Origin of the sequence: Skermanella rosea, from assembly GCF_016806835.2 — a bacterium.
GTDB lineage: Bacteria > Pseudomonadota > Alphaproteobacteria > Azospirillales > Azospirillaceae > Skermanella > Skermanella rosea.
In genome coordinates, this window is record NZ_CP086114.1 from 99,193 (window position 1) to 125,725 (window position 26,533).

Consider the following 26,533-nt stretch of genomic DNA (forward strand, 5'->3'; position numbering starts at 1 on the left):
TCAGGGATTCGGCATCAGGGATTCGGGGGTCCCGCCCCGGGAAGCGCGCTCTTCTCGGAGGCGCGGGACCGCAGGTCCGTCTCGCGCAGCATCCGCCGCAGGACCTCGTCGCCGATCCTGTCTTCCTCCCGCAGGCGCAGCAGGACGAGGCGTTCGGCGTCGAAGCCGTTGACCGGCGTGCTGCCTTCCGCATCGCCGACCGGGTGGGCCTCGATCATGGTCTTCTCGGCGATCTTCTGTTCGCGCTCCTCCTCCTCTTCCTCGCCAAGGGCCGCGCCGCGGACCGCGGGCCGCAGCGTCAGACCCTGGAGGACGATCGAGCCGACGATGGTCAGCGCCGTCATGACGAGGATGAGGTCGCGCTCGGCGAAGGGCCTCCCGTCGGGCAGCGTCGCGGGGAGCGACAGGGCGAGGACGAGGCCGACGATGGAACGTGTCGATGCCCAGGTCATCACCCCGGCGGCCGCGGCCCTGGTGGTCCCGAACTCGTCCTTCCGCCCGCGCAGGACGGCGTTCACCGGCGGGATCAGCGTCGTCGCGAAGCCGACCGCGTACTGGACGGCCAGCACCGTCGCGAGCAGGGCCGCGGCGCTCGCCGCGACCTGCAGGAACGGCCAGTCGCCGAGCGCCCCCATGGCTTCGGGCATGGACCAGCCCGCCAGGAAGAACAGGGCGGCGGACAGCATGAGGCTGGCCTGCTCCCAGAAGGCCATGGCCGTCAGGCGCGCCTCGGACGTGGACCGCGGCGCACCCGTCTCGCGGTCGATGCGGACCGCGGAGACCACCAGGGCCGCCGTCATGATGACGACGGCGACGGACAGGCCCAGCTCCTGGGCGACGACCGCGCCGAGAAAAGGTATCGACACGGAGATGGCGATCTCGACCGGTGCGGGATCCGCCCGTTCGCGCAGCCACACGACTCCGCGGCCGATCACGGCTCCGGCCGCAGCCCCGCCGACGATGTCGTAGGCGAAGGCGCCGAGGACCGCGGGGACGTCCGGCAGCCCTTTCGGCAGGGCCTGGATCGCCAGGGCGAAGGCGGAAAGGACCACGATCCGCGACATGATCTCCCGCGCCTTCAGGACGTCGGCGATCGACCGGGGAACATAGGGCCGGCCCTTGGCTTCATGGAACAGCCGCGTATCGAAGACCGAGACGAGCGTCGCGATCAGGACGGCGCTGACCGGCGGCAGGCCGGGAAGCAAGTATCCCACCGCGACGGCGGCCACGCCGATCGTGGCGATGGTCAGGAGGGCGCCGAGCAGCACGCCGGGAACGAGCGTGAAGCGGAGCAGGTGGAAGGAGATCCGGACGGTCGCCGCATAGATGACGGGCGGCAGGAACAAGCCGAGGACCAGTTGGGGATCGACCTTCAGCGGCGGCAGCCCGGGGATGAAGGCCGCGGCGGCACCGGCGGCGAACAGCGCCAGGGAGGTCGGAAGCCCGAGAAGGTGGCTGAGCGCCATCATCGGCCCGACCGCGGCGATGAGCAGGGCTATGAACTCGGGCTGGCTCAAGGGTCGCTGTCCTTTGGCGATGCGGCAGGGCCTCCAACAGCGGGAACGGCGGAGTGTCCCGCCGCCTTTCGATTCGTCGACACAACTGCGACACACCGCCTGTTGCAGTCATAGGCATCAGCAATCATTCTGGTAACGTCGACATGGCCGCAGACAAGGACGCTCCACAGAACCGCAGCGTGGTCCAGGCGCAGCCGAACCTGGAACTCTGGCCATTCGTGGCGGTCGTCCAGGCATCGCATACGCCGACGATCCTCACCGACCCCCGTCTGCCCGACAATCCGATCATCTTCGCCAACGACGCCTTCCTGCGGCTGACCGGCTACCGGCGCGACGAGATCCTGGGGCGAAACTGCCGCTTCCTGAGCGGGCCGGAGACGGACCGGGAGATCAGCAACGCGGTACGGAACGCCGTCGAGGAGGCGCGCGCCGTCAGCATGAGACTGCTGAATTACCGGAAGGACGGTTCAGCGTTCTGGAACCAGCTCCATATCAGCCCGATCTTCGACGAGGTCGGCATGCTGGCCTACTTCGTCGGATACCAGCACGATGTCACCGCCGAGGTCGAGGCGGAACAGTCCCTTCACGCCGCCCGGCGGGAACTCGAGGAGCGGCTGGCCGAACGCGAGCGCCTGATCATCGAGATCCATCACCGGGTCCGCAACAATCTGCAGACCATCGTCGGACTTCTCAACCTGCAAATGCGGCGCGGCGATCCCGGCCTGAGGCAACAGTTCAACCTCGTCACGCAGCGCGTCCGCGTGCTCGGCAGCATCCACGAACAGCTGGAGCGCTTCAACCAGTGGACCGCGATCGATTTCGGCCGGCATCTGGAGGAGACCTGCGGCATGCTGACGACCGCCTTCGAGGAACAGGTCGCGATCCAGGTCGAGGCCGACTCCTTCATGTGCGACATCCAGGCGGCGGTACCCCTGGGCCTGATCGCGAACGAACTGATCGCGGCCAGGATCGATCACGGGATCAGGAACGGTTCGGCCGAGCACGGCGCGATCCGCGTCGTCTTCAGGCACCACCGGCGGAACGGCATGATCGAGCTGGTGGTCGGCGACGCGGCGGAGGGGAACGGCCCGACGGCTGCCGGACCGACCTTCCCGCCGAACGATATCGTGGACGTGCTGGTCGAGCAGATCGGAGCCGAGCTCACCGTCGATCCGGCGGGCGGCTCGAAGGTGCGATTGACCGTCCCCTATTCGGCGATCGATCAGCGTTCCGACATGCGCTGACGCCGTCGAACCGCCGGTCAGGCGGCACTGCAGATATCCACCACCAGGGCTCTCAGCTTGTCCGCCAGGACCGGCTTGTGGACCAGGTGGCAGTCGGCCTTTTCCGCCTCCGCCAGCCGCTCCGGCGAGGTATCGCCGGTCAGCAGGATCGCGCCGCGCGTGCCATGGCGGCGGGCGATGACGACGGCCTCGGTGCCGCGCTGGCCGTGCCCCAGGGTATAGTCGGCGACCACGAGGGTCGGCGGTGTATCGATCCCCGCGAGGATGGTTTCCATCTCTTCCAGGGTACGGACGGCGTGGACGTCGAGACCCCACGAAGCCAGCATCAGCTCCATCGCCTGGAGGACCAGCGGCTCGTCGTCGATCACCAGGGCCGAGGACCCCGCCAGGATGTCCGAGGCGAGACCCTGGACGTCCGCGGCGGGGGCGGACTCCTCGCCCGCGAGGGGCAGGATCAGCGAGAAGACCGACCCGCGCCCGACTTCCGAGACCACGTCGATCCGGGTACCGAGCAGTTCCGAAACCCGCCGCGCCGTGGCCAGGCCGATGCCGAACCCTCGGGAATGGTCGTGCGACCTGTCGTCGATCTGATAGTAGTCCTCGAAGATGCGGCAGAGCTCCCCGGGCGCTATGCCCCGCCCGGTGTCGCCCACTTCCAGGACGGCCCGACCGTCGCGGACATGGGTGAACACCGTCACGCCGCCTTCCAACGTGTACTTGATCGCATTGGAGATGAGATTGCGCAGGACAAGCTCGACCAGCAGGGGATCCGAGCGGACCGTCAGGTCCACGGGCGGCATGTGCAGGCGGAGGCCGGCTGTCCGGGCCGGCCCCTGGAACTCGCCATGGAGGCGCTGGAGCAGTTCATCGAGTTCGAAGACGCGCAGATCGGCCCGGACGATTCCCGCGTCCAGCCGTGCCACCTCGAGCAGCCCGTTCAGCATTCCCGTCAGGCTGTCGAGGCTGTTGGCAAGCGGCTCGACCAGCTCGCGGTCCCCGGGATCGAGCTTCTGTTGCATCAGCAGGTGGAGGAACAGGTTGGCCGAGGTGACGGGCTGGCGGAGATCGTGGCTGACCGACGCCAGGAAGCGCGACTTCGCCCGGCTGGCCTCCTCCGCCTCGGCGCGCGCGGCGATCGCTTCGTCTCGGACCTTGCACAGGGCTTCCTCGGCAAGCTTCCGGTCGGTCACGTCCAGGTTCAGGCCGGTCATGCGGATCGGGCGGCCCCGGCCGTCGCGGAGGATCTGCCCTCTTCCTTCCAGCCACCGCATACCTTTGTCCGGGTGCGTGATCCGGTACTGCACGTAGAAATCGGGCGCGCTGCCCTGAAGGGTCTCTTGCAGGATGCGATCGGTCTTCGCCCGGTCGTCGGGGTGGATGCTCTCCAACCAGCATTCCAGCGACGGCTTGACAGTCCCGGGATCCAGGCCATAGAGGTCGAAATATGTTTCCGACCAGGTGAATTCGCCGGTGTCGATTCGCCAGTCCCAGGTGCCCGCCCCGGCATAGCGCTGTGCCATGGAGAGGAGGCGTTCGCTCTCCTCGATCTCCAGGGTACGCTCGGACACCCGATGTTCCAGCTCCTGGTTCGCCCGGATGAGCTCGTCGTTGGAAACGGTCAGTTCCTCGATGAGGATCTGGAGTTCCTCCGCCATGACCATACCGGCCGCCTGGGCCTCGCGGGCATTCTCCTCGATCTGGCGCGACAGCGCGTCGAGCAGCCTTTCCTGATGGTCGATCTTCCTGTTGGCGTGCTCGATCTCCAGCGTCCTCGCCGCGAGGAGCGACTTCACCCTGTCGAGTTCGAGGGAAAGCTGGGCAGCCTCCTCGCGGGCATCCTCGGCGATCGCGAGCGCCTGCTCGACATCATGGTCGAACATCTGTCCGTCCCGGCGATCCGGTCGCCCCGGATGCTGGTGGTCTCGCGCCAACAAGGGTGCCTCTTCGGGTCTCGCGGCCAATCACGCTGATCTTTTCATGAGCACAATACCGATTGACAGCAGGAATTTTCCACATTTCGCTTCCGAGCAACCCGCCGAGACAACGAACAACCATGGCTGCAAAGGTTTCCCGGCGACCGTGCGAGACAATGGATATACGCCCATGGGACAGTCGGGCTATCGCCGGCATGACGGTCGCGCGGGACCTCGTCACAGGACGGCGAGCATCCCGCCGTCGACATAGATGATCTGCCCGTTGACGTAGTCGGATGCCGGCGAGGCCAGGAAGACGACGGTTCCGACCAGTTCGTCGGGACGGCCCCAGCGCCGGGACGGCGTCCGCCCCTTGACCCAGGCGTCGAAGGTCGGGTTGTCCATCAGGGCCCGGTTCATGTCGGTCGTCATGTAGCCGGGGCCGATCGCGTTGGCCTGGATCCCGGACTCGGCCCATTCCGCCGTCATGGCGCGGGTCAGCATCTTGATCCCGCCCTTGGCGACCGTGTAGGGCGCGATGGTGGCTCGGGCCAGGTCGCTCATGAGCGAACCGATATTGACGATCTTGCCCCGGCCGCGTGGAATCATGCGGCGGGCCGCCTCGCGCCCGATCACGAAGGCGCTGGTCAGGTTGATCTCGATGACCCGGCGCCACTCCTCGGTCGAGAGGTCGACCATGGGCTTCCGCAGCTGGATACCGGCGTTGTTGACCAGGATGTCGACCTCGACCCCCTGGCGGTCGAGGGCTTCGAAAGCCGCCGCGACCGCCGCTTCGTCGGTCACGTCGAACCGGGATTCCAGGACGGTATGGCCGTCGCCCCGAAGGGCCGACGCGGCGGCGCCGAGGCGATCGGCATCGGAGCCGTTGAGGATCACGGCGGCCCCGGCCTCGGCCAGCCCGCGCGCCATCGCGTTGCCCAGGCCGCGGGACGATCCGGTGACGAGGGCCGTGCGGCCGGTGAGGTCAAAAAGCGTCTTCGACACGGGCGTTTCCAGTATTCATTGTCGGTCAGGCCATCATGGGCCAGTCAAAGCTGAACCTCCACCTCGGCGGCGATACGCCAGACGTCGTCCTTCGACAGGGCCCCGACCACGACATACGTATATCCGTTCTCGTTCCAATGACCAACCTTGACGCCGTGATGCTTCTCGACCGCGAAGGAGCGGTAGCTTTCCTCGCCCATTGTGATGCAGAGGGCGACCGGCGCTCCGGCGGGCCGCGTATAGATCAGCTGGGCGACGGGGTTGCCCGCCAGAACCAACATCCGGGCGCCGGCGAAATCCAGCCCCTGGCGGGACAGGTCGGGGACGATCAGTTCCAGGTTCAGCCGGCTGCCCAGCCACTGCTCTATGTGCGTCTTCCGCGTCGCGGGCACCTCGACCAGATGCTCCTTCTCGCGCGCATAGATGATGTGGTACTCGGCGATCTCCTCAAGCACCTCGGCGCTCATCGAGGCGGAGTCCTGCGACCAGCGCCACGCCGCGTCGAAGACATAGTTGCCGCCGATCAGCACAAGGAGCGACGCGGCGAGCGCATGGCGGCGCCACCGGCCGCCCGACACGGTCCGGAACAGCGCCCGCTTCGGCGCGGGAGGGTCGGCGGGCTCGGCCGCCAGGGCCAGGAACTTCTCCGGGGGCGGCCCGAAGCGCTGCTCCGAGAAGGTGGTGCGCAACCGTGCCGTTGCCCAGCGCAACTCCTCAACCCTTCGGCGGGCAGCCTCGTCCTTGGCGAGCAGGCCATCGACTTCCGCGAGTTGATCCGAATCCAGTTCACCATCAACATAGGCAGCCAGAATAGCGTCATCGACAGCCATCGCAATCACCACAACTTCACGATATTGTCCGATCGGGATGAAGGCTCCTCGATCCGCTTGGCAAGCGCGATACGTCCACGCGACACCCGGCTCATGACCGTGCCGACGCAGATGCCAAGTATTTGAGCGGTTTCCTTGTAACTCAAACCATCGACGCATACCAGCGTCAGCACGCTGCGCTGCTCCTCCGGCAATTGAAGGAGGGTGCGATAGACGGCGTCCAGCATCAGCAGGTTCTCGGCCGCGGTCGCCCCTTCTCCGCATTCCACGTCGGACGCCTCGTCGAGAGGCGCTCGGGTACGCCGGAATGCGCTGCGCTGCTCGTCGATCCAGGCGCGATGCATGATACAGTACAACCAATTGTCCAGGCGGGTTCCGGGAGTCCATTGCTCGGATCGTTCGAGGGCCCGTTCACAGGCATGCTGGACCAAGTCCTCCGCACTATCCAGCGAACCAGTTAAACTGACGGCGAATCGTTTCAATCTCGGATACAGCGGTACCAGATTGCTACGGATGTGGTCTTCTGTTGTTTTCATTGTTTCACCGAGATGGCACCCGCCCTACACTGCTGACCTGACGAGAAAAGGCATGTCCATATTCCAGACCAGGGGAAGCCCAGAAGAACATACGCCTTTATCGTCGGCAAGCCTGGTCGAGTTCGGCGCAAGGGGCCTTGCTTTCGTCCGGCGGGTATTCGTCTAGAGGCTCGGCAGCACCAGCTTGTGGATCCGCGCGGCCTCCAGGGCCTCCTCGTAGCCGGCGTCGGCATGGCGCATGACGCCGCTGGCGGGATCGTTCCAGAGTACCCGCTCCAGCCGGGCCGCCGCTTCGGCGGTTCCGTCGGCGACGATCACCATGCCGGCATGCTGCGAGAACCCCATGCCGACGCCCCCGCCATGGTGCAGCGACACCCAGGTCGCCCCCGACGCGGTGTTGAGCAGCGCATTGAGCAGCGGCCAGTCGGAGACCGCGTCGGACCCGTCGCGCATCGCCTCCGTCTCACGGTTGGGCGAGGCGACCGATCCGGAGTCCAGGTGGTCGCGCCCGATCACGACCGGCGCCTTCAACTCGCCGCTGGCGACCATGTCGTTGAAGGCCAGCCCCAGCCGGTGGCGGTCGCCCAGCCCGACCCAGCAGATCCGGGCCGGCAGCCCCTGGAAGCGGATCCGCTCGCGCGCCATGTCGAGCCAGTTGTGCAGATGGGGATCGTCGGGAATCAGCTCCTTGACCTTGGCGTCGGTCCGGTAGATGTCCTCGGGGTCGCCCGACAGGGCGGCCCAGCGGAACGGGCCGATGCCCCGGCAGAACAGCGGCCGGATATAGGCGGGAACGAATCCGGGGAAGTCGAAGGCGTTGGCGACGCCCATCTCCTTCGCCATCTGCCGGATATTGTTGCCGTAGTCCAGGACCGGCACGCCCTGCCCGTGGAAATCGAGCATCGCCTTGACCTGGATGGCCATGGACCGTTTCGCGGCCGCCTCCACCGCCTTGGGCTCCCGCTCGCGCCTCTCCTCCCACTCGGCGAGGCTCCAGCCGGCCGGCAGGTAGCCGTTGAGCGGATCATGGGCGGAGGTCTGGTCGGTGACGGCATCGGGGCGGACTCCCCGGCGTACCAGTTCCGGGAAGATCTCGGCGGCGTTGCCGAGCAGACCGACCGAGACCGGCTTGCGGTCCGCCCCGGCCCGCTCGATGATCGCCAGCGCCTCTTCGAGGGTATCCGCCTTGCGGTCGAGATAGCCGGTCTGGAGCCGCATCTCGATGCGCGACGGCTGGCACTCGACCGCCAGCATCGAGGCGCCGGCCATGGTGGCCGCGAGCGGCTGTGCTCCCCCCATGCCGCCCAGGCCGCCGGTCAGGATCCAGCGGCCGGCGAGGTCGCCGCCATAGTGGCGCCGGCCCACCTCGACGAAGGTCTCGTAGGTGCCCTGGACGATTCCCTGGCTGCCGATATAGATCCAGGACCCGGCGGTCATCTGGCCGTACATCATCAGCCCGACCTTATCGAGGGCGTTGAAATGGTCCCAGTCGGCCCAGCGCGGCACCAGGTTGGAGTTGGCGATCAGGACGCGGGGCGCATCGCGGTGGGTACGGAACACCCCGACCGGCTTTCCCGACTGGACCAGCAGCGTCTCCTCGTCGCCCAGGGTCTTCAGGCACTCCACGATGCGGTCGAAGGACTGCCAGTCCCGGGCGGCCCGCCCGATGCCGCCATAGACGACCAGCGCCTCCGGCTTTTCCGCGACTTCCGGATCGAGGTTGTTCATGAGCATCCGCAGCGGCGCCTCCGTCAGCCAGCTCCGCGCCGACAGGTCCGTGCCGCGCGGACTGCGGATCTTGCGGGCATTGTCGAGCCGGGCACCGGGAGGGGGGACGGAGGTCATGGGGCTGATCCTTTCTGGCCGTATGCGGCATCGGCGGCCCAGGCGGCGAGGCGCCGGAGCATCGGCTTCAGAACGGCGCGAACGCCGTCCGCCCGGACCGGGTCGTAGCTCCAGGGCGGCGCCTCCGCGGCGAGATAGGCGCGCTGTGCCAGTTCCATCTGGATCGCGTGGACGCCGTTCCCGGGATCGCCGTGGTGACGGGTGATCCAGCCGCCGCGGAAACGGCCGTTGACCACATGGTCATAGCCCGCCGCCCCGGCGCAGGCCCGGGTCACGATTCCCTCCGCCTCGGGCGCGCAGGAAGCGCCGCCGTTGGTCCCGATGTTGAAGACCGGCAATTCGCCGTCGAATAATCGAGGCACGACGGAGCGGATCGAATGGCAGTCGTACAGCACGACGCGCGGGTGCAGCCGCCGCAGCCGGCCGATCTCGGCGGACAGCGCCTCGTGATAGGCCGCGTGGTAGGGCCGCCGATGCCGGTCGATCTCCCCGGGCGACGGGGCGGCTCCGGCGCGGTAGAGCGGGACGCCGTCGAACGTGGTGGTCGGGCACAACTCGGTGGTCGCCTGGCCGGGATAGAGGGAGGCGCCGCCGGGATCGCGGTTCACGTCGATGACGAAACGCGAGACGGCCGCGCGGACCACCGTGGCGCCGAGTTCCGCGCCGAAATCATAAAGGCGGTCGATCCACCAGTCGGTGTCCTCCAGCCCCAGCGCCCGCTCGGTGAAGTGCCCGCGCATCGCCTCGGGAATGCGGAGCCCGACATGGGGCATCGACAGGATCAGCGGCGCATCGCGCCGTTCGACGATGGGCCGGTCCGCCGCGTCCATCACCGCCCCCGCCAGACGCGGGAATGGAGGGGATTGAAACCGATGCGGTAGGCCAGCTCCGCCGGCCGGTCGATGTTCCAGATCGCGAGATCGCACCACTTGCCCGGCGCGACGGTACCGATCTCGTCGTCGCGGCCGAGCGCCCTGGCGGCGACGCGGGTCACGCCGGCCAGCGCCTCCTCCGGCGTCAGGCGGAACAGCGTGCAGGCCATGTTGAGGGTCAGCAGGATCGACGTCAGCGGCGAGGTTCCGGGGTTCGCGTCGGTCGCGATCGCGATCGGCACGCCGGTCCGGCGGAACAGGTCGACCGGAGGCACCCTCGTCTCCCGCAAGGTGTAGAAGGCGCCGGGCAGCAGGGTGGCGACGGTTCCCGCCTCCGCCATGGCCGCGGCGTCGGCCTCGTCGGCATACTCCACATGGTCGGCCGACAGCGCGCCGAACCTGGCCGCCAGCGCGGCGCCGTGCAGCGACGAGAGCTGCTCGGCATGGAGCTTGACCGGAAGGCCGAGGGCGCGCGCCGCCTCGAACAGCCGCTCGACCTCGGCCGGCGAGAAGGCGATTCCTTCGCAGAAGGCGTCGACCGCGTCGGCCAGCCCTTCGGCATGGATGGCCGGCAGCATCTCGCGGACGACATGGTCCATGTAGCTGCCGCTGTCGGCAAACTCGGGCGGCGTGGCGTGGGCGCCGAGGAAAGTCGTCTCCACCCCCACGTCCCGCTCCCGCCCCAGCCGGCGGGCGGCGCGGAGCTGGCGAAGCTCGGCAGACGTCTCCAGCCCGTAGCCGGACTTGATCTCGACCGTGGTGACGCCTTCCGCGAGGAGGGCGTCGAGCCGCGGCAGGGAGGCGGCGACCAGCGCATCCTCGTCCGCCCGGCGTGTCGCGACGACGGTCGACAGGATGCCGCCCCCTGCCCTCGCGATCTCCTCGTAGCTGGCTCCCTGGAGCCGCAACTCGAATTCGGCCGCCCGGTCGCCGCCATAGACCAGATGGGTGTGGCAGTCGATCAGGCCCGGCGTGATCCAGCGTCCCCCACAGTCGATGATCTCGTCGGCCCCATGGGCGGCGGCGGCGTCGCACGGGCCGACGAAGGCGATCCGGCCGTCCCGGCATCCGACCGCGCCGTTCTCCAGGGCGCCGTAGGGCTGTCCGGACGCTTCCATGGTCGCGATCCGCGCATTGGTCCAAAGGCGATCCAGCCTCACGCGCCGTCCCCTTGTTCTTGCCGTGGGCGATTTTCTGCGGATATTCTCGTTTACAGTTAACGCCGCTCGACCGCCGGTGTCCAGGATTCGCATTCCGGTGCCCGTGGGATATCGCTGGGAGCTTGTCGGAAAATTGGATCCTGTCAGGCAATTCTTCGCGGACAATGCCCTTCTCCCCCATGGCTGGGGCCGCGACGTGCTGTTCACGGTCGACGGCTCGGGCCTGCTTACGGATGTTTCGGCCGGTGCCGAGCGCGGCGCAGCCAGGCATCTCGGCCGGCTCGTGGTGCCGGGCATGGCCAACCTCCACAGCCATGCCTTCCAGCGCGCCATGGCCGGGCTTGCCGAGCAGCGCGGCGACAGCGCAGACAGTTTCTGGACATGGCGGCGCACCCTGTATGACTTCCTCGACCGGCTGACGCCCGACGACGTGGAGGCGATCGCGGCCCTGGTCTGCTCGGAAATGCTGGAAGCCGGTTTCACGACCCTGGGCGAGTTCCACTATCTCCATCATGATCCGGCGGGCCGGCCCTACGACGATATCGGCGAGATGGCGGGCCGCATCGCCGCGGCGGCCGCCGCGACCGGAATCGGCCTGACGCTGCTGCCGGTCTTCTATGCCCATGGCGGGTTCGGCGGTGCGCCGCCGACGGATGGACAGCGCCGCTTCATCAATGATCCCGACGGCTTCGCCCGGCTGGTCGAGAGCGCCGGGCAGCATCTCGACGGCCTTGCGGGCGCCCGGATGGGCATCGCGCCCCATTCCCTGCGCGCGGCGACGGTCGAAGAGATCGGGCGGATCCTGCCGCTCGCCGGCGACGGGCCGGTCCATATCCATGTCGCCGAGCAGACGCAGGAAGTCGAGGATTGCCTTTCCTGGTGCGGGCGGCGGCCGGTCGAGTACCTGCTGGACTCGCTGCCGGTCGACGCCCGCTGGTGCGCGATCCACGCGACGCACATGACCCCGGCGGAGACCGGGGCGCTGGCCCGCTCCGGGGCGGTCGCCGGCCTGTGCCCGGAGACCGAGGCCAACCTGGGGGACGGGCTGTTCGATGCGCCGCGTTTCCTCGCGGCGGGAGGGCGGTTCGGGATCGGATCCGACAGCCATATCCATATCGGGCTCGCGGAGGAACTGCGGCTGCTGGAGTATGGGCAGAGGCTGAGCTTGCGGGGCCGCAACCTGCTGTGCGACCCGGGAGCCGGAACGGGTGAGTCGCTGTTCCGCGCCGCGGTGTCGGGAGGCGCCCGGGCTGTCGGACAGCCCGTGGACGGGCTCCAGGCCGGGCAGCGCGCCGATTTCGTCGTGCTGGACGAGAGCCACCCATCGCTGGCCGGCCGGCCGGTCGAGCGGATGGTCGATTCCTGGATCTTCGCCGGCGACCGGTCCTGCGTGCGCGACGTCCATGTCGCCGGCCGCCGCGTCGTCGCCGACGGGCGCCATCTCGCCCGCGACCTGATAAGGTCCGGCTATGCCCGGGTCATGGCGGGGATCATCCGGTAACCGCTCGACCGGCGGGCCAGTCCCGAGATGCCGAGCAACGCCAGGGCCGTGATCATGAGGGACCGAGGAGCCGGTTCATCGACCGGCACGGCGAGACTTTCGAGCGTCGCCGTGTAGCGGAGGATCGTGTCGAAGACCACCGGCCGCCCCGGGGACGGCAGCAGGGGAAACGGCCCCGACCCGAAATCGAAAAAGGTGGAGCAGCGCCTCTCCCCGGTCTGGACGCATTCGGATCTGTTGACCCGGTTGAACAGCTCGATCTCTTCCTGGCCGGAAACCAGCAAGACCGAGAAATCGTAGAAGAGGCTGTACCTGACGTCTTCGAGTTCCTGCAGGTCGATGAAGGTGTTGGGCCCGACGGATATGGAGGACGTGAAGAACGGCGGTTCCTCCGGTGCCGGGGTCGAGGTGGTTGCCGTCGTCCGCACCCTTCCCTCCAGGCTGACCCGGGCGGTCCCCCTGCCGTCGAGGTCCAGGCCAGCGGAACCGATGAGGCCGACAAGACTCTCCCCCGTCGAAATGCCTTCGGAACCGAACAGGCCGGCCGAGGCGCGGCCTCCCCCGGTCGCCGAACCGACGGCTGCGGGTTCGATGATGTGCTCGCTGGAAACCAGGAAATCCGGCGGCACGTTCTCGTATCGCAGGCCGATCACCGGCGTTCCGGAGATCGCGATTCCCAGGAACGGCTCCGCGCCCGCACCGGCCGGCACCGCGGCCAGGATCAGCGACAAGAGCGCAAGGGTCTTGGCAGGTTTCATGGCCTGGTCCTCTCCTATCCAGTGCGGGAGGATTATCGTCGCTGCGTCCCGGCACGGAACGCGCTCATCGGTCCATCCCCCGATCCGGCACGTCCGGCGGCGTCCGCCTGGACCGGGACTCCTCATCCCAGGTCCGTTTCAGGCGGACGGTCTCCAGCTTCAGGCGCAGGGACTCCAGCCTGTGGAGGCGGCTGCGCCGTTCCGCCAGATCGGCTTCGATGAAGCCGTGGAAGTCGGCGACCTCCGGCATCCTGCGGTACCGGAACTGTTCCCAGACGCAGCGGAACGCCTTGCGCCAGAGATCCGTGGGCCAGGTGGAGATCACCTCGACGTCCAGTTCCAATGCTATCCCGTCGGGCAGCGGAAAGCCGCGGCGGGACGCCAGCGAAACCAGGGCGGCCATCACCTCGCCCGGATCACCGGGCGCCAGGGCTTCGCGGGCATGCCGGACGGCTTCCGGCAGGCAGTCGACCAGGTCAGGCGGCAGGTCCGGCAGATGCGGCAGCGGCTCGTCTGCCCAGGATTCGCTCCAGGCATGCAGCCGCTCGACCTGCGTTCTGTTCGGCGAGACCGCCAGGCCGTTCCGGCGCCCCGGACGGGAAATCGGAACCACGGTACGGGCGAGGGTCGCGGTCATGGTGTCGGTCCTTGTCGGTGTAGGTCGGCTTGGAGACGGAGCGGATCAGCGGCAGCGCACCCCTCGGTTGGATCAGCCAGCGGCGCCAGGCTGCGGACGGATCGGCATAGCGGTAGCCTTTCGCCCGGCAGGAGAGAACGAAAGTCTCCGTGAATGCGTCTACGTCGAGGGCCGGAAGTCTACTGCGCGCCCAGGCTATGTCGGCCGGTGTCGGCGACCATCCGCAAGGTATCGCGACGCTTTCGGGTGCGATCGCGCTTTCCTGAGGATTCCCCGGATCATGGCTGTGCTCTCCCTCGTCTTGAGAGAGAGAGATATTTATTTCGTCGTGATGACTCGTGTCAGCAGGCTTTACAGCGTGGTCAGGTTCTTCCGACACCTGTTTTGCCGCATCCCCCGCCCGCCGGGTCAGGCCGTCGAGCAGCCGGTACCGGCTCGCCCGCTGGCGGCCCTCGATGAATTGCCGGTCGTGCAGCAGCGCGCCCTCGGACTCGAGTTCCGAAATGGCGGCATGGACCCAGGCCCGCGATCTGCCGAGGTCGTTCGCGATGGTTTCCTGTCGCACCCAGATCCATCCCGCGCGGTCCGCGTAAGTGGCAAGGGCGGCGTACACTGCCTTCGCAGCTACCGAGATACCGGGTCGTCGCATGATCGATGCGGCAACAGTTCCCCAGCGGCTGCCCATGTATTGAGCGTCCATGATCCTGATCATTTGCTAAGCTGGCAGAACCCAATAAGATCCATACGGCGAAAACCATGGGTTCTCACCTGCAGGGCGGCTCAGGGGAAGCTGCCGTGACTCTGTTCTGTTGGGGAAAGCGCCTGCCGGGCAGCGCGCCTTGCTTTTAAGATCCGGACTTCTTCATCGCTTCTCCCGCCTTTTTCATATCTGCACCGACCAGTCGGAAGGAAAATCCAGGATCCTGGCAAGCGCGATCGGCGCCACATTGGTGAATCTGGACGCACATGGTGGTGAAGATTGGCGCACTATTGCCGGACGAAGGGTCTTCCGCCGGATTCGCGCACGAACTGCGTTGAATATCACCAACTTGACTGGGAGAGACCGCTGCGAATCCTGGATCGATGAAACGCGCCGATTCTCACCAGTGTCGATTTGTCCCGCCGCAGACGGCAAAGTGCGCCGATTTTCACCATCGCGGGACCCCGCTGGCCGCCCTATGGCCCTGCCGGCCTGCGTCGGCGGCGGCATGCGCGTCGAATTTCACCGATACCCGATCCCGCTCCACGATCCGCGTTGGTGAAAATGCACGCGCTTGAGCCCCGCTTTCTTGGCGGCCCGGTTCCTATGGTGAAGGTCGGCGCGGTTGGACCGAGTCTGCGATCTCTCGTTGGTGAAACTGCGCGCACTTTGCCGACCTGTCGGCGCCGACGGAACTCCGCCCCGCCATATGCGCCCAATTTCACCAACCCCGGGGCGATCTTCCTTGGCAGAGGGATGGGCAAAGGCAAAGATGCGGCAGTTGGAGAGGGATCAAGATGGCTCGTCACACAAATCCTGGATTGGCCTTGCAGCCGGTCGCGCAGTTCAGTCTCTTCGAGATCGAACGCGATCAGGATCCGTGCACCAATCAGGTCGAGCTTTACGATCTGGCGCCCCGCTGCGTCTTCTACACGAGCGAGAAGGAGCGTGTCGGCCCCTACCTGAAGACGGTCGAGCGCAATTTCACCCATGCGGGGAAGGCCTACAAGCTGGTGCTGTATCCGGCCCGCGTCCGCCGGGCCGACGGCACCGAGTTGGATGTCTATCCCAGCGAGCGCGAACAGATCGTGGAGGAGGTCCTGCGCCGCCTGGCGTCGGAAGCCAACCGGATCTGGCTGGAAGAGGACGAACGGCAGCGCGACCGGGTGATGATGTCCTTCACCGTCAACGAGATCCGGACCGAGTTGAAGAGGGTCGGGCATTCTTTGAACGGCGACCAGGTCCGCGAGGCGCTGGAGGTACTTCACCGCTCGGTGATCGAGATCCGCCAGTGCGGCGTCGGCAAGGACCCGCTTCTGTCGTCGTCGGCCTTTCCCGTGATGATGATCTCCGATGCCCGGAATTCCGGGGCGAAGACCTACCTGCAGTTCAATCCGCTGGTGGCCCAGGCGATCCGGTCGCTGGAGTGGCGCCGCGCCAGCTACGAGACGCTGATGCGGATCAGCGACCCGGTCGCGCGCTGGCTCTACAAGCGCCTTGCCCTCCGGATGAGGGCGACGGACACCGAAATCTCCATGCGTGCCACCGCCATCGCCCAGGACAGCGGGTTGGTCAACCGTTCGCGGACCCGCGACACGCTGAAGCGTATCACCGAAGCGATGGAATCGCTTGTGGACGCCAACGTCCTGGACGGTTACGCCTGTTCCGTCGAGAAGGAAGGACGACGACAGGTCGACATCATCTACGACCTGCGCCTGTCCAGCTCGATGCGTGACGAACTGCAGAGGGCGGACCGAGCCGCCGTCGAGGCGAAGCGCACCATGAAGCGGATCGCCGGGACGGAGCAGCCCGACCGCTTCCTGCGGGTGGACGGGGACCGGCTTCAGAAGATCCGCCAGGACGAGCGGACCGCCCTGAACGCGAGTTGATCCCGCTTCCCCCGGCCCGGCCGGCATCGTCGTGCCGGCGGATTGGGGAAAGAAGGCGCTCTACGGCAACGGTGGTTGCAGCGGGACCGGTGCTCGGCCCGAGAGGTTCGGCTCGTGTGGCCGGGCATGGCCGGCTTGATGTTTCCTATCAGGATGACGGAAACACGAATCGGAGCTCGTGGTTAATCATTTCATAATAAATTATGCATAGGTTCGTGGCTGCGCATTGTCTTAGTGCGTTTCCTCCCTAAACTCGGCCCCGCGCGATATCCGCAGCGGGGCCTTTTTATGTCCGCATTTATAAATGATAGAATGTGGAATCTGAAATATGCCGACTGCCATGAACTATTATTCAATAATTACATGGGATAATTAATGTCAACGGGCTGAAAAATCCGGGCTAGTGATTGATGAGGTTTCCAGTGAATACCCTAACCACAACTAATCCGAAGGGCATAACCAGTTTGTTTGCCGACAGGCGGACCGGGACGAAGATCTATACAGGTTTCGGTGCCCTGCTTCTACTTCTGAGCGGGCTTGGCGGAGCGTTCTGGCTCTCGGCCGAGGACGGATTGAATAACCTGAATGCCTATACCAAACAGTCGGAGATCGCCGTCGGCATTTCCCAGGCGGAAACGAAACTCATCGAGGCACGATTAGCGGTCAGGCGGTTCCTGGTCAGCGGTGCCGAAGCTGATGTCGCCGACTTCAATGAAAAGTGGGCTGGAGTCAACGATGTCCTGTCTCCGGCCAAAGCTCGGATGACGCGGCAGGAAAACATCAGGACCGTCGACGATATCTTCGCGTTGAAGGCTACCTATGCCGACTCTTTCAAGGAGGTGGTCGAGAAGAGCGCGCGGCGGGATGCGCTCGAGGCGGAGATCCTCAACGATGTCGGCGTGAAGCTGCGCAAGCTGCTGACCGAGATGCGCAACGCGGAGATCGCCAGCGGGAACAGCGTGGTGATCGGCGATCTGGCGCAGGCCGGCGAGAGCTTCCTGCTGGCCCGGGTCGTCGCAGCCCGGTTCCTGGGCCTCAAGAACAAGGACGAGGTCCCGCGCGTCATCAAGGAACTCGACAGCGTGGAGTCGCGCCTCGCCGATCTGGCTGCGCATCTGATCGCTCCGGATCAGGGCCAGCGGCTGAGGGATGTCAGGCAGTTGCTGTCGCGCTACGGACAGGGATTCGAGGAACTGGCATCGGTGACCCTCGACATCGAAAGCCGGGTCGCGGGTCCCATGGCCGAAACCACTGCACTGATCCAGCAGAAGGCCCGCGATATCATGGCGATCGCGACCGACCTGCAGGCCGAGACCCAGACGGAAGCGGTCGATGACGCTTCGGACGCCCGGACGACGGCGGTCGCGCTCTGCATCGCCGCCATAGTGCTCGGTGTGGCGTTCGCTTGGCTGATCGCACGCAGCATCGCCGTTCCGGTCGTCTCGATGACCGACGCCATGCGCAAACTTGCGGGTGGCGACATCGACGCCGTGATCCCGGCGGTCGGGCGGAAGGATGAGATCGGCCAGATGGCCGGCACGGTGCAGGTCTTCAAGGACAACATGATCCGCACCCGCGAGATGGAGCGGGAGGCTCGCGAGGCGGAGGTCCGCGCGGCGGCGGAGCGCAAGGCCGCGATGCTGAAGCTGGCCGACGGCTTCGAGGCCAGCGTCAAGGGCATCGTCGAGACGGTGGCCTCGGCCGCGACCGAGATGCAGAGCACCGCGTCGGTCATGACCCACACCGCGGACACCACCAGCCAGCAGGCGACCGCCGTGGCCGCCGCCTCCGAGCAGGCCTCGGCCAATGTCCAGACCGTGGCGGCGGCGACCGAGGAGCTGTCCTCCTCCATCACCGAGATCGGCCGGCAGATCAGCAACTCCAGCCAGGTCGCCGGCCAGGCGGTGACCGAGGCCGGCCGGACCAGCGAGACGATGAGGGTGCTGGTGCAGGCTGCCGAGCAGATCGGCCAGGTGGTGGAGCTGATCAACACGATCGCCGGGCAGACCAACCTGCTGGCGCTGAACGCCACGATCGAGGCGGCGCGCGCCGGCGAGGCGGGCAAGGGCTTCGCGGTGGTGGCGTCGGAGGTCAAGGCGCTGGCGACCCAGACCGCCCGCGCGACCGAGGAGATCCAAGCCAAGGTCAAGGAGATCCAGGGAGCGACCGGCGACGCCCAGGCGGCGATCGACGGGATCGGCCGGATCATCGGCCAGATGAACGAGATCACCACCACCATCGCCGCCGCGATCGAGGAGCAGGGTGCCGCCACGCGCGACATCTCCTCCAACGTCAGCCAGGCCGCGCGGGGCACCGAGGAGGTCTCCGCCAACATCACGGGCGTGACCCAGGCCGCCGGCGAGACCGGGGCCGCGGCATCCCAGGTGCTGGGCGCTTCCGAAGGCTTGGCGCGCGAGGCGGAAAAGCTGCGTGGCGAAGTCGCGAGCTTCATCGCCACCGTCCGGGCCGCCTGACCGGCACCCGGAAGGAACAGCCCCGCGCGCCAGCCGCCGCGGGGCTGTTCCCGTTGGTGACTTTCCAATCCGGAGTCCTTCGGGACTGACGAATGGAGGCCGCCGATATTCCCGAATCCTCCTGTCTAGCTCATGGGCATTTCGCGCTCCTTCCGAAATGCCGGAGTTTTCCACCAGCGCTCCAACGGCGCGGAAGGCGCTTCGCAATACTGTGATTGCCACGAATGCAGTCAAGTGCCGCCTTGTTTTCGGGGACGGCGCGACGCTCGGTCGTTCCAGGTCAACTGAGGGTGCAAGAATGGGAAGCGCAGTTGGAAAGAGGCGGTGGGTCGCCGTCCTGTCGGTCGTGGGGCTCACCGCCCTGCCGGTAGCATTGGGTGCGGGCCTGATCGACATGCAGGCCGCGCATGCAAAAGGCGGGTCGGGAGGCGGCAGTGGCGGCAGTGGCGGCGGTGGCGGCGGCGGCGGTGGCGGCGGTGGATCAGGAGGCGGTGGCTCGGGAGGTGGTGGCGGTTCCGGTGGCGGCTCCGGCGGAGGTGGCCATGGCGGCAACTCCGGCGGCGGCCGTGGTGGTGACGATGGTGGCCGTGGATCCGAAAGCCGGAGTGCCGGTGGTTCGCAAAGCCGGTCATCTTCATCTTCCGACGATCGAAGCCGTTCAGGCGTCGATGGCCGGGGTCGGGAGGCCGAAGCGCGCGGCCGTGCCGCCGAGGGCGAAACGGAGGCCCGCGGCCGGGAAGCCGAGGCTCGGGGCCGTGCCGCCGAGGGCGAAACGGAAGCCCGCGGCCGGGAAGCCGAGGCTCGGGGCCGCGCTGCGGAAGGCGAAACGGAAGCCCGTGGCCGGGAGGCCGAGGCGCGCGGCCGTGCCGCCGAGGGTGAGCAGCATGCCCGGGGAGCCGACGACGCGGCGCGATCCGCGGCCCGAAGCGAAATCGAGCGGGGCATGGCCGCGGGCACGTCCAGCGGCCGGATCGACGCCTATGGTCGGGCCGTGCAGGAAGCCGGCCGGATCCAGGACGACACGGCCCGGCATCGGGCTCTCGATGCCGCCGCTTCCATGCTGACCCGTCGCTGAGGGCGGCGGCCGGATCCGCATTCCTGCGCCGGGTCCGGCAAGCCCCTGTCGTCACGGCCTTCGTTCTTCTATGACAGACGCCTTGTCCCGCCGAGGCGGTGTCTGGAAGAACGAGGGCTTGATCGCGGATGAAGGCACTGACGTTATCCCGGAACGAGGCATTGAGGATCGCGCTCGCGGCGCAAGGGTTCGGCAAGCCCAGGCTCGGCGGACAGAACGGCCCCTGTGACCGGGGCCATCTCGGCCGGGCGATGAAGCGGGCGGGCCTGCTGCAGATCGATTCGGTCAATGTCCTGGTGCGGGCCCACTACATGCCGCTGTTCTCCAGGCTGGGTCCTTATCCCCAAAGCCTGCTGGACGAAGCGGCCTGGGGGAAGAAGCGGACGCTGTTCGAGTACTGGGCGCACGAGGCGTCTCTCCTGCCGCTGGACATGCATCCGCTGCTGCGCTGGCGGATGGAGCGGGCCGCGCGCGGCCAGGGCATCTACGGCAGGCTGGCCCGGATCTCCCGGGAGCGTCCGGAACTGGTTGCCTCCGCGCTGGAAATGGTCCGGGACCGCGGACCGGTGGCCGCGTCCGAACTCGACTCCGAACTCCAGGGCGGGCGCGGCAGCGGCGGCTGGTGGGGCTGGAGCGAGGTCAAATGCGCTCTCGAATACCTGTTCTGGGCCGGCATGGTCACCACGCGGACGCGCCGCGGGTTCGAGCGGCTGTACGACCTGCCGGAACGCGCCCTGCCCCATGCCGTGCTGGACCTGCCGACCCCCGACGAGGCGGAGGCGCACCGGGCGCTCCTGGCATTGTCCGGGCGGGCGCTCGGGATCGCCACGGCCGGCGACCTGCGGGATTACTTCCGGCTCGACGCCGCCGACGTGAAGCCCCGGATCGCCGAGCTGGTGGAGGAAGGCACGCTGGTGCCGGTGGAGGTCGAGGGCTGGAAACAGCAGGCATACCTGCACCGGGATGCCCGCCGCCCCCGCCGCATCGAAGCCGCCGCCCTGCTCTCCCCCTTCGATCCCGTGGTGTGGGAACGGGCGCGGACCGAGCGGCTGTTCGGCTTCCGCTATCGCCTGGAAATCTACACGCCGGCGGAGAAGCGGCTCCACGGCTACTACGTGCTGCCTTTCCTGCTGGGCGACCGCCTGGTGGCGCGGGTCGACCTCAAGGCCGAACGGGCCACGGGCACGCTCCACGTGCTGGCCGCCCATGCCGAACCGCATGCGCCGCCGCACACCGGGGAGGCCCTCCTCGCGGAACTGCGCCTCATGGCGGAATGGCTCGGGCTGGCGCGGGTGGCCGTCGTTGAGCGCGGCGACCTCGCCCCGGCGCTGCGGGTGTGACGGCATGGAAAAACGCCGGCGGGTGCCGACGCTCCGCCCGGTCGCCTGTTGTCGGTTCGCACAGCCGGAGCGAGGAGACCATGGCGACCGAAAAGATTCGAGACGACATGCTGCCGGGCATGATCGCCCAGGCGGCCAAGCCCCTGCCGGACCCAGACGACCCGAACTTCGGGGCGTCCTTCGACGCGCTCGCATCGGCGCGGGTGGTCCTGCTGGGAGAGTCCTCCCATGGAACCTCCGAATTCTACCGGGCGCGCGCGGCGATCACGAGACGCCTGGTCGAGCGGCACGGCTTCACCATCGTCGCCGCCGAGGCCGATTGGCCCGACGCCGCCCAGATCGACGCCCATGTCCGTGACGGCCACCGTCCATCCTGCGCCGACGGCCCGCCGTTCAAGCGATTTCCCACCTGGATGTGGCGGAACCGGGAATTCACCGACTTGGTCTCCTGGATGAGGGACTACAACCGGACCGTGGCCGATCCCGAGCGGAAGGCGGGGTTCTTCGGGCTGGACCTGTACAGCCTGGATGCCTCGATCACCGCGGTCCTGGGGTATCTCGACGGCGTCGATCCGGAAACCGCGCGGGAGGCACGGCGGCGCTATGCCTGCCTGGAGCCGTGGCAGCGCCGCCCCGAAGTCTATGGCCGCGCCTCGATGATGGAGGGCTTCGGACGGTGCCAGAAGGAGGTGCTGAACGTGCTGCGCGGGCTGCTCGACCGCCGGCTGGCCTATATGCGGGACGACGGGATCGCCTATTTCGACGCGGAGCGCAATGCCAGGGTCGTCGCGGCGGCGGAGCAATATTACCGATCCATGTATCATGCCGACGAGGATTCATGGAACCTCCGCGACGAGCACATGGCCGACACTCTGGATGCGCTGCTGAAGTCGCGTCCCGGGGCCAAGGCGGTGGTCTGGGCCCACAACTCGCACATCGGCGACGCGCGGGAAACGGGCATGTCGGACCGGGGCGAACTGAACCTCGGGCAGCTCTGCCGCCAGCGTTACGGCGACGATGCGGTGCTGGTCGGCTTCGGCACCCATGCCGGGACGGTGGCGGCGGCGACCGACTGGGACGCTCCGATGGAGATCAAGCAGGTGCTGCCCTCGCGGCCGGACAGCGTCGAGCGGCCGTTCCACGACAGCGGTCTCGGACGGCTGTGGCTGGACCTGCGGGCGCAGGGCGACTCCCCCTTGCGCACGATGCTCGCCGAGCCGCGGCTGGAGCGCTACATCGGGGTGATCTACCGGCCGGAGACCGAGCGCTGGAGCCACTATGTCGAGTCCCGCCTGTCGAGGCAGTTCGACCATTACGTCTTCTTCGACGAAACGCGGGCCGTGACCGCACTGCCCGGTCCGCAGGAGCCCGGCCCCGACGATACCTTTCCCTTCGGGCTTTAGGCGGGGCTTTCAGGATTTGATGAGACGTCTATCACGAGTCATGGGCTGAGTTGCAGGCCGGGTCGATGGACCGCCGCCATGCCGGTTCCGACAGCCGCTCGACAAAGAAGTCGGCCAGAACCCCGATCCTTGCCGGGCGCGTCCGGGCCGAGGGCGTGATGAAGTAGAGTCCTCCTTTCGGCAGCGACCATTCCGTCAGGATGGCGGTGAGCCGTCCGTCTGCCAGATGATCCGCGGCCATGAATTCCGGCAGCTCGGCGATTGCCAAGCCATCCAGGAGCATCGGCACCAGGGCCTCTGCATTGGTGACGCGCAGCGGACCGGACGGCGTGACACTCTCTTCCTCGCCGGCGCTGTTGGTGAAGTGCCAGATGTCCTGCCGCCGTCGATAAGCGTAGCCCAGGCAATGGTGGTCCTTCAGGTCGCGCGGATGCCGGGGCAGACCGTGGCGGGAAATATAGCTGGGAGCAGCAAGAACCACGGGGGCGACCGGGCACAGCCGCCGGGCCACCAGCGAGCTGTCCGGCGGCACTGCGATCCGGAGCGCGGCGTCGAAGCCCTCGCCCACCAGATCGACGGTCGCGTCGCTCAGATGCAGGTCGATGGAAATCTCCGGATAGAGACGGAAGAAGTCCGGCAGCAGGGGCGCAACCCAGCGAACCCCGAATGACATCGGCACCGCCAGACGTATCAGGCCGCGTGGACGGCTGGACATCTCGCGCGCCGCATTCTCCGCCGCTTCCGCGTCGTCGTAGAGGCGCGTCGCGCGCTCGGCCAGGGAATGACCGAAATCGGTCAAAGCCAGCCGGCGCGAGGTGCGGTTGAACAGCCGCGCGCCCAGCCGCTCTTCAAGCCGGCTGACCGCACGCGACACCGTGGCAACCGATACTCCCGTGGCGCGGGCCGCACCGGCGAAGGAGCGCTCCTCCGCCACTTTGGCGAACATCGCTAGGCCTTCAAGATCCGGCAGCTTCGACATCGACAATCCTGCAATGATGGTTTGCAGTCATTTCTATTTGGATGTCGTCCTGCCGTCGATAGCTTCGTGACCAGCAGATGACCCAAAACCAGGAGAGTTCGGATGCCACGTAAGCTTGAGGGCAAGATCGCCCTCGTTACCGGGGCTACCACCGGCATCGGCCTCGCCGCGGCCAAGCGCTTCGCCGCCGAAGGTGCCGTCGTCTATCTCACCGGCCGCCGCCAGTCCGAACTGGAGGCCGCGGTCGCGGCGATCCGTGCCGCCGGCGGTACGGCGACGGGAGTGCAGGCCGACTCGTCCAATCTGGCCGATCTCGATCGGCTCTATGCCCAAATCCAGAGCGAGGTGGGCCGCCTCGACGTCCTTTACGCCAATGCCGGGGGTGGCGGCATGCTGCCGCTGGGCGCCATCACGGAGGAGCAGTACGAGGACACGTTCAACCGCAATGTGAAGGGCGTGCTGTTCACCGTACAGAAAGCGCTGCCGCTGCTCGGCGAGGGCGCTTCGGTGATCCTTGCCGGGTCCACCGCCGGCAGCATGGGCACGGCAGCCTTCAGCGTCTATAGCGCCAGCAAGGCGGCGGTGCGCAACTTCGCCCGCAGCTGGATCCTGGACCTGAAGGGCCGCGGCATCCGCGTCAACACGCTCAGTCCGGGTCCGATCCGCACGCCGGGCTTGGTCGAACTGGCGGGTCCGGACGCGACGCGGCAGCAGGGCCTGGTGGATAGCTTGGCTTCACAGGTGCCGCTGGGCCGTGTCGGTGATCCCGACGAAATCGCCACGGCCGCCGTCTTCCTGGCGTCCGACGACAGCAGCTTCGTCAATGGTGCGGAACTGTTCGCCGATGGCGGCATGGCCCAGATCTGAGTTGAGGCCCGGGAGCTCGGTTTCCGATCCCCGTCTCATCTCAACGGCGGCAACCTTCCCATTTCCTGAAGGTTTCCTGTGCCTCTGGCACGGAGAGGCGGGCATGGGACCGGCGGCCGGACAGGCTGAGCGGGATCAGCCTCGCCAAATCCTGAGAAACGTCTCCCATGCGGGGCGACGCATGGCCGGGTAGCCGGCGGGAACCCTGGACTGCGCACCGCCGGGCCGGGTATCAGGGGAATGCCCGTTCCGATTTCCCCTGGCCGAGCCGGAAAGCCCCCGCATGCCGTTCCTCGCGTTCATCGGTGCCAACGCCCGCTGGCTGGCCGGCGGCTTCCTGCTGTTCTTCTGCTCGTCGCCCGGACAGACCTTCTTCATCTCGCTTTCCGCCGGAAACATCCGGGAGGAGTACGGCCTTTCCCACGGCACCTTCGGCTCGCTCTACATGGCGGCGACGCTGGCCAGCGCGCTCACCCTGACGAGGCTGGGACAGGCGGTGGACCGGTACGGTGCCCGGCAGGTCGTTACGTTCACCCTGCCGATGCTGGCCCTGGCATCCGCCCTGATGGCGCTGTCGCAACATGTCGTCCTGCTGCTCGGGTCCCTGTACCTGCTGCGCCTGTTCGGGCAGGGGATGATGTCGCATACCGCCTTCACCCTGATGGGGCGGTGGTTTTCGGCCCAGCGCGGCCGGGCGGTTTCCCTGACGACGCTCGGCATGAACACCGGGGAGGCGCTGCTGCCGCTGACCTTCGTGGCGCTGTCCGGCTCGATCGGCTGGCGCAATGCATGGTGGCTCATGGCCTTCGCGCTTGTCGTGCTGGCCCTGCCCGCCGTCACGGCGCTGTTCGCGGTGGAACGCGATCCCCGGGCATCCGATCCGGTCGCCCGCGCCGCCACGGCGCGCGACTGGACCCGGGCGGAGATGCTGCGGGACCCCCTCTTCCCTCTCGTGATGCTCGCGATGGCGCCGCCGGCCTTCATCGGCAACACCATCTTCTTCCATCAGGTCCATCTCGCGGAACTTCGGGGCTGGCCGCCGGAGGTCTTCGCCTCCTCCTTCACGCTCTACGCGGCGATGACGATCGTCTTCACGCTAGTGTCGGGACAGCTGGTGGACCGGGTTTCCGGCGTGGCGCTGCTGCCGTTCTACCTGCTCCCGCTCGGGCTTGGCTGCGTCGTGCTCGGCAGCGGCGGGGAGCCCTGGATCTGCTTCGTCTTCATGGCGCTCTACGGCCTGTCCAACGGCTTCTCGTTCACGCTGTTCGGGTCTCTCTGGCCGGAACTCTACGGCGTGGGATTCCTGGGGTCGATCCGGGCCGTGATCATGGCGATGCTGGTCTTCGCGTCGGCGGCCGGGCCGGGCCTCGCCGGGCTGCTGATCGACGCCGGCATCGGCTACCCCGGGCAGGTCGTCGCCATGGGAATCTATTGCCTGATGGTCTCGGCCGCGATGGTGCCGGTGGCAAGCCGCCTGAAGGCCCGGCGTGCCGGGGCCGCATCGGCCGCTGCCGTCGCCGCGCCCGGCGACGGCTGACAGGGTGTGATTGCGCCTACCTGGCGAAAAGCTGCCCCATGTCGGCGAATGCCTTGAACTCCAGGGCGTTGCCGGACGGATCGTAGAAGAACATGGTCGCCTGCTCGCCGGGCTGGCCCTTGAAGCGGATGGTCGGCTCGATCACGAAACGGATCCCGGCATTCCGCACCCGGTCGGCCAGCGCGTGGAAGTCCGCCATCGACAGCACGACGCCGAAATGCGGGACGGGCACATCATGTCCGTCGACCGGGTTGGTGTGGGCGTCCGCGCGGGAAACGCCGGGGTTCAGGTGGGCGACGATCTGGTGGCCGAACAGGTCGTAGTCGATCCAGTGGTCGGAACTGCGTCCCTCGGGGCAGCCCAGTATCTCCCCGTAGAAACGCCGTGCCTCGCCCAGGTCGTGGACGGGAAAGGCGAGATGGAATGGCGTGATGCTGTTCATTGGATCTCC

At 67.3% G+C, this 26,533-nt stretch carries 21 protein-coding genes and 1 pseudogene; 8 read left to right on the plus strand and 14 right to left on the minus strand.

Features of this window, described 5'->3' with window-relative positions; all coding sequences use genetic code 11:
- Positions 1-14: 14 nt before the first annotated feature.
- On the minus strand, positions 15-1,517 hold the full coding sequence (locus JL101_RS34095) for a cation:proton antiporter domain-containing protein (RefSeq protein WP_203100993.1): 1,503 nt from the start codon (positions 1,515-1,517) through the stop codon (positions 15-17).
- Positions 1,518-1,660: 143 nt separating this feature from the next.
- Between JL101_RS34095 and JL101_RS34100 the strand changes: the two genes are divergently transcribed.
- The gene (locus tag JL101_RS34100; RefSeq protein WP_203100991.1) at positions 1,661-2,761 is read left to right on the plus strand and encodes a PAS domain-containing protein; all 1,101 of its coding nucleotides are present in this window, start codon (positions 1,661-1,663) and stop codon (positions 2,759-2,761) included.
- A gap of 17 nt (positions 2,762-2,778) precedes the next feature.
- On the opposite strand, the gene JL101_RS34105 is transcribed toward JL101_RS34100, so the two are convergent.
- From JL101_RS34105 to hutI, 7 genes are all read right to left on the minus strand, one after another.
- Positions 2,779-4,641: a hybrid sensor histidine kinase/response regulator gene (locus JL101_RS34105; protein WP_203100989.1), complete on the minus strand. Its 1,863-nt coding sequence runs from the start codon at positions 4,639-4,641 to the stop codon at positions 2,779-2,781.
- 270 nt (positions 4,642-4,911) lie between these two features.
- Complete coding sequence (locus JL101_RS34110) at positions 4,912-5,679, minus strand: SDR family oxidoreductase (RefSeq protein WP_228435664.1); 768 nt, start codon at positions 5,677-5,679, stop codon at positions 4,912-4,914.
- Between the two features lie 44 nt (positions 5,680-5,723).
- Positions 5,724-6,509: an anti-sigma factor family protein gene (locus tag JL101_RS34115; RefSeq protein WP_203100984.1), complete on the minus strand. Its 786-nt coding sequence runs from the start codon at positions 6,507-6,509 to the stop codon at positions 5,724-5,726.
- A gap of 5 nt (positions 6,510-6,514) precedes the next feature.
- The gene (locus JL101_RS34120) at positions 6,515-7,045 is read right to left on the minus strand and encodes an RNA polymerase sigma factor (protein WP_203100982.1); all 531 of its coding nucleotides are present in this window, start codon (positions 7,043-7,045) and stop codon (positions 6,515-6,517) included.
- A 162-nt stretch (positions 7,046-7,207) separates the two neighbouring features.
- Positions 7,208-8,890, minus strand: a complete 1,683-nt coding sequence (gene hutU / locus JL101_RS34125) for a urocanate hydratase (protein WP_203100980.1) — start codon at positions 8,888-8,890, stop codon at positions 7,208-7,210.
- Entirely contained in the window at positions 8,887-9,720 is an 834-nt protein-coding gene (gene hutG, locus JL101_RS34130) for an N-formylglutamate deformylase (RefSeq protein WP_203100978.1), read from the minus strand. Before hutG ends, hutU begins: the two co-directional genes overlap by 4 nt.
- On the minus strand, positions 9,720-10,880 hold the full coding sequence (gene hutI, locus JL101_RS34135; RefSeq protein ID WP_228435672.1) for an imidazolonepropionase: 1,161 nt from the start codon (positions 10,878-10,880) through the stop codon (positions 9,720-9,722). Before hutI ends, hutG begins: the two co-directional genes overlap by 1 nt.
- A gap of 175 nt (positions 10,881-11,055) precedes the next feature.
- Between hutI and JL101_RS34140 the strand changes: the two genes are divergently transcribed.
- Positions 11,056-12,423, plus strand: a complete 1,368-nt coding sequence (locus JL101_RS34140) for a formimidoylglutamate deiminase (RefSeq protein WP_228435665.1) — start codon at positions 11,056-11,058, stop codon at positions 12,421-12,423.
- On the opposite strand, the gene JL101_RS34145 is transcribed toward JL101_RS34140, so the two are convergent.
- From JL101_RS34145 to JL101_RS37080, 3 genes and pseudogenes are all read right to left on the minus strand, one after another.
- Entirely contained in the window at positions 12,390-13,181 is a 792-nt protein-coding gene (locus tag JL101_RS34145; RefSeq protein WP_203100974.1) for a hypothetical protein, read from the minus strand. The two genes, JL101_RS34140 and JL101_RS34145, sit on opposite strands and share 34 nt — an antisense overlap.
- 64 nt (positions 13,182-13,245) lie before the next feature.
- Complete coding sequence (locus JL101_RS34150) at positions 13,246-13,818, minus strand: hypothetical protein (protein ID WP_228435666.1); 573 nt, start codon at positions 13,816-13,818, stop codon at positions 13,246-13,248.
- Between the two features lie 541 nt (positions 13,819-14,359).
- A pseudogene (locus JL101_RS37080) lies at positions 14,360-14,530 on the minus strand (hypothetical protein); the annotation flags it as partial.
- 785 nt (positions 14,531-15,315) lie between these two features.
- Here JL101_RS37080 and JL101_RS34155 point away from each other — a divergent pair.
- Both JL101_RS34155 and JL101_RS34160 read left to right on the plus strand, forming a co-directional pair.
- On the plus strand, positions 15,316-16,407 hold the full coding sequence (locus JL101_RS34155) for a hypothetical protein (RefSeq protein ID WP_203100968.1): 1,092 nt from the start codon (positions 15,316-15,318) through the stop codon (positions 16,405-16,407).
- Positions 16,408-16,817: 410 nt separating this feature from the next.
- Positions 16,818-18,881, plus strand: coding sequence for a methyl-accepting chemotaxis protein (locus JL101_RS34160; protein ID WP_323374759.1), 2,064 nt, complete (start codon positions 16,818-16,820; stop codon positions 18,879-18,881).
- A gap of 658 nt (positions 18,882-19,539) precedes the next feature.
- Here the strand turns inward: JL101_RS34160 and JL101_RS34165 are convergent.
- Entirely contained in the window at positions 19,540-19,914 is a 375-nt protein-coding gene (locus JL101_RS34165) for a hypothetical protein (RefSeq protein WP_228435668.1), read from the minus strand.
- A gap of 170 nt (positions 19,915-20,084) precedes the next feature.
- On the opposite strand from JL101_RS34165, the gene JL101_RS34170 reads away from it, so the two are divergent.
- Positions 20,085-21,296 (plus strand): winged helix-turn-helix domain-containing protein, encoded by a 1,212-nt coding sequence (locus JL101_RS34170; protein WP_203100962.1) that lies wholly within the window; start codon positions 20,085-20,087, stop codon positions 21,294-21,296.
- A gap of 80 nt (positions 21,297-21,376) precedes the next feature.
- Positions 21,377-22,699, plus strand: a complete 1,323-nt coding sequence (locus JL101_RS34175; protein ID WP_203100960.1) for an erythromycin esterase family protein — start codon at positions 21,377-21,379, stop codon at positions 22,697-22,699.
- Between the two features lie 31 nt (positions 22,700-22,730).
- On the opposite strand, the gene JL101_RS34180 is transcribed toward JL101_RS34175, so the two are convergent.
- A complete protein-coding gene (locus JL101_RS34180) occupies positions 22,731-23,678 on the minus strand; it encodes a LysR family transcriptional regulator (RefSeq protein ID WP_203100958.1) in 948 nt (315 codons plus the stop codon).
- A gap of 102 nt (positions 23,679-23,780) precedes the next feature.
- Between JL101_RS34180 and JL101_RS34185 the strand changes: the two genes are divergently transcribed.
- Positions 23,781-24,545 carry an SDR family NAD(P)-dependent oxidoreductase gene (locus JL101_RS34185; protein ID WP_203100956.1) on the plus strand — a complete coding sequence of 255 codons (765 nt, stop codon included), beginning with the start codon at positions 23,781-23,783 and terminating at the stop codon, positions 24,543-24,545.
- A gap of 283 nt (positions 24,546-24,828) precedes the next feature.
- Positions 24,829-26,082, plus strand: coding sequence for an MFS transporter (locus JL101_RS34190; protein ID WP_203100954.1), 1,254 nt, complete (start codon positions 24,829-24,831; stop codon positions 26,080-26,082).
- Positions 26,083-26,098: 16 nt separating this feature from the next.
- Here the strand turns inward: JL101_RS34190 and JL101_RS34195 are convergent, their stop codons facing one another.
- The gene (locus JL101_RS34195) at positions 26,099-26,524 is read right to left on the minus strand and encodes a VOC family protein (protein WP_203100952.1); all 426 of its coding nucleotides are present in this window, start codon (positions 26,522-26,524) and stop codon (positions 26,099-26,101) included.
- Positions 26,525-26,533 lie beyond the last annotated feature (9 nt).

What these genes read in the sequence shown, in the direction of transcription:
- JL101_RS34145 (WP_203100974.1), bottom strand. Translation starts at nt 13,181, where the DNA reads ATGAAACCTGCCAAGACCCTTGCGCTCTTGTCGCTGATCCTGGCCGCG.
- JL101_RS34170 (WP_203100962.1), top strand. Translation starts at nt 20,085, where the DNA reads ATGAAGGCACTGACGTTATCCCGGAACGAGGCATTGAGGATCGCGCTC.
- JL101_RS34190 (WP_203100954.1), top strand. Translation starts at nt 24,829, where the DNA reads ATGCCGTTCCTCGCGTTCATCGGTGCCAACGCCCGCTGGCTGGCCGGC.
- JL101_RS34175 (WP_203100960.1), top strand. Translation starts at nt 21,377, where the DNA reads ATGGCGACCGAAAAGATTCGAGACGACATGCTGCCGGGCATGATCGCC.
- JL101_RS34195 (WP_203100952.1), bottom strand. Translation starts at nt 26,524, where the DNA reads ATGAACAGCATCACGCCATTCCATCTCGCCTTTCCCGTCCACGACCTG.
- JL101_RS34120 (WP_203100982.1), bottom strand. Translation starts at nt 7,045, where the DNA reads ATGAAAACAACAGAAGACCACATCCGTAGCAATCTGGTACCGCTGTAT.
- JL101_RS34150 (WP_228435666.1), bottom strand. Translation starts at nt 13,818, where the DNA reads ATGACCGCGACCCTCGCCCGTACCGTGGTTCCGATTTCCCGTCCGGGG.
- JL101_RS34185 (WP_203100956.1), top strand. Translation starts at nt 23,781, where the DNA reads ATGCCACGTAAGCTTGAGGGCAAGATCGCCCTCGTTACCGGGGCTACC.
- hutU (WP_203100980.1), bottom strand. Translation starts at nt 8,890, where the DNA reads ATGACCTCCGTCCCCCCTCCCGGTGCCCGGCTCGACAATGCCCGCAAG.
- JL101_RS34180 (WP_203100958.1), bottom strand. Translation starts at nt 23,678, where the DNA reads ATGTCGAAGCTGCCGGATCTTGAAGGCCTAGCGATGTTCGCCAAAGTG.
- JL101_RS34160 (WP_323374759.1), top strand. Translation starts at nt 16,818, where the DNA reads ATGAGGTTTCCAGTGAATACCCTAACCACAACTAATCCGAAGGGCATA.
- hutG (WP_203100978.1), bottom strand. Translation starts at nt 9,720, where the DNA reads ATGGACGCGGCGGACCGGCCCATCGTCGAACGGCGCGATGCGCCGCTG.
- JL101_RS34105 (WP_203100989.1), bottom strand. Translation starts at nt 4,641, where the DNA reads ATGTTCGACCATGATGTCGAGCAGGCGCTCGCGATCGCCGAGGATGCC.
- JL101_RS34165 (WP_228435668.1), bottom strand. Translation starts at nt 19,914, where the DNA reads ATGCCGGGCCGTGTCGTCCTGGATCCGGCCGGCTTCCTGCACGGCCCG.
- JL101_RS34155 (WP_203100968.1), top strand. Translation starts at nt 15,316, where the DNA reads ATGGCTCGTCACACAAATCCTGGATTGGCCTTGCAGCCGGTCGCGCAG.
- JL101_RS34100 (WP_203100991.1), top strand. Translation starts at nt 1,661, where the DNA reads ATGGCCGCAGACAAGGACGCTCCACAGAACCGCAGCGTGGTCCAGGCG.
- hutI (WP_228435672.1), bottom strand. Translation starts at nt 10,880, where the DNA reads ATGGAAGCGTCCGGACAGCCCTACGGCGCCCTGGAGAACGGCGCGGTC.
- JL101_RS34115 (WP_203100984.1), bottom strand. Translation starts at nt 6,509, where the DNA reads ATGGCTGTCGATGACGCTATTCTGGCTGCCTATGTTGATGGTGAACTG.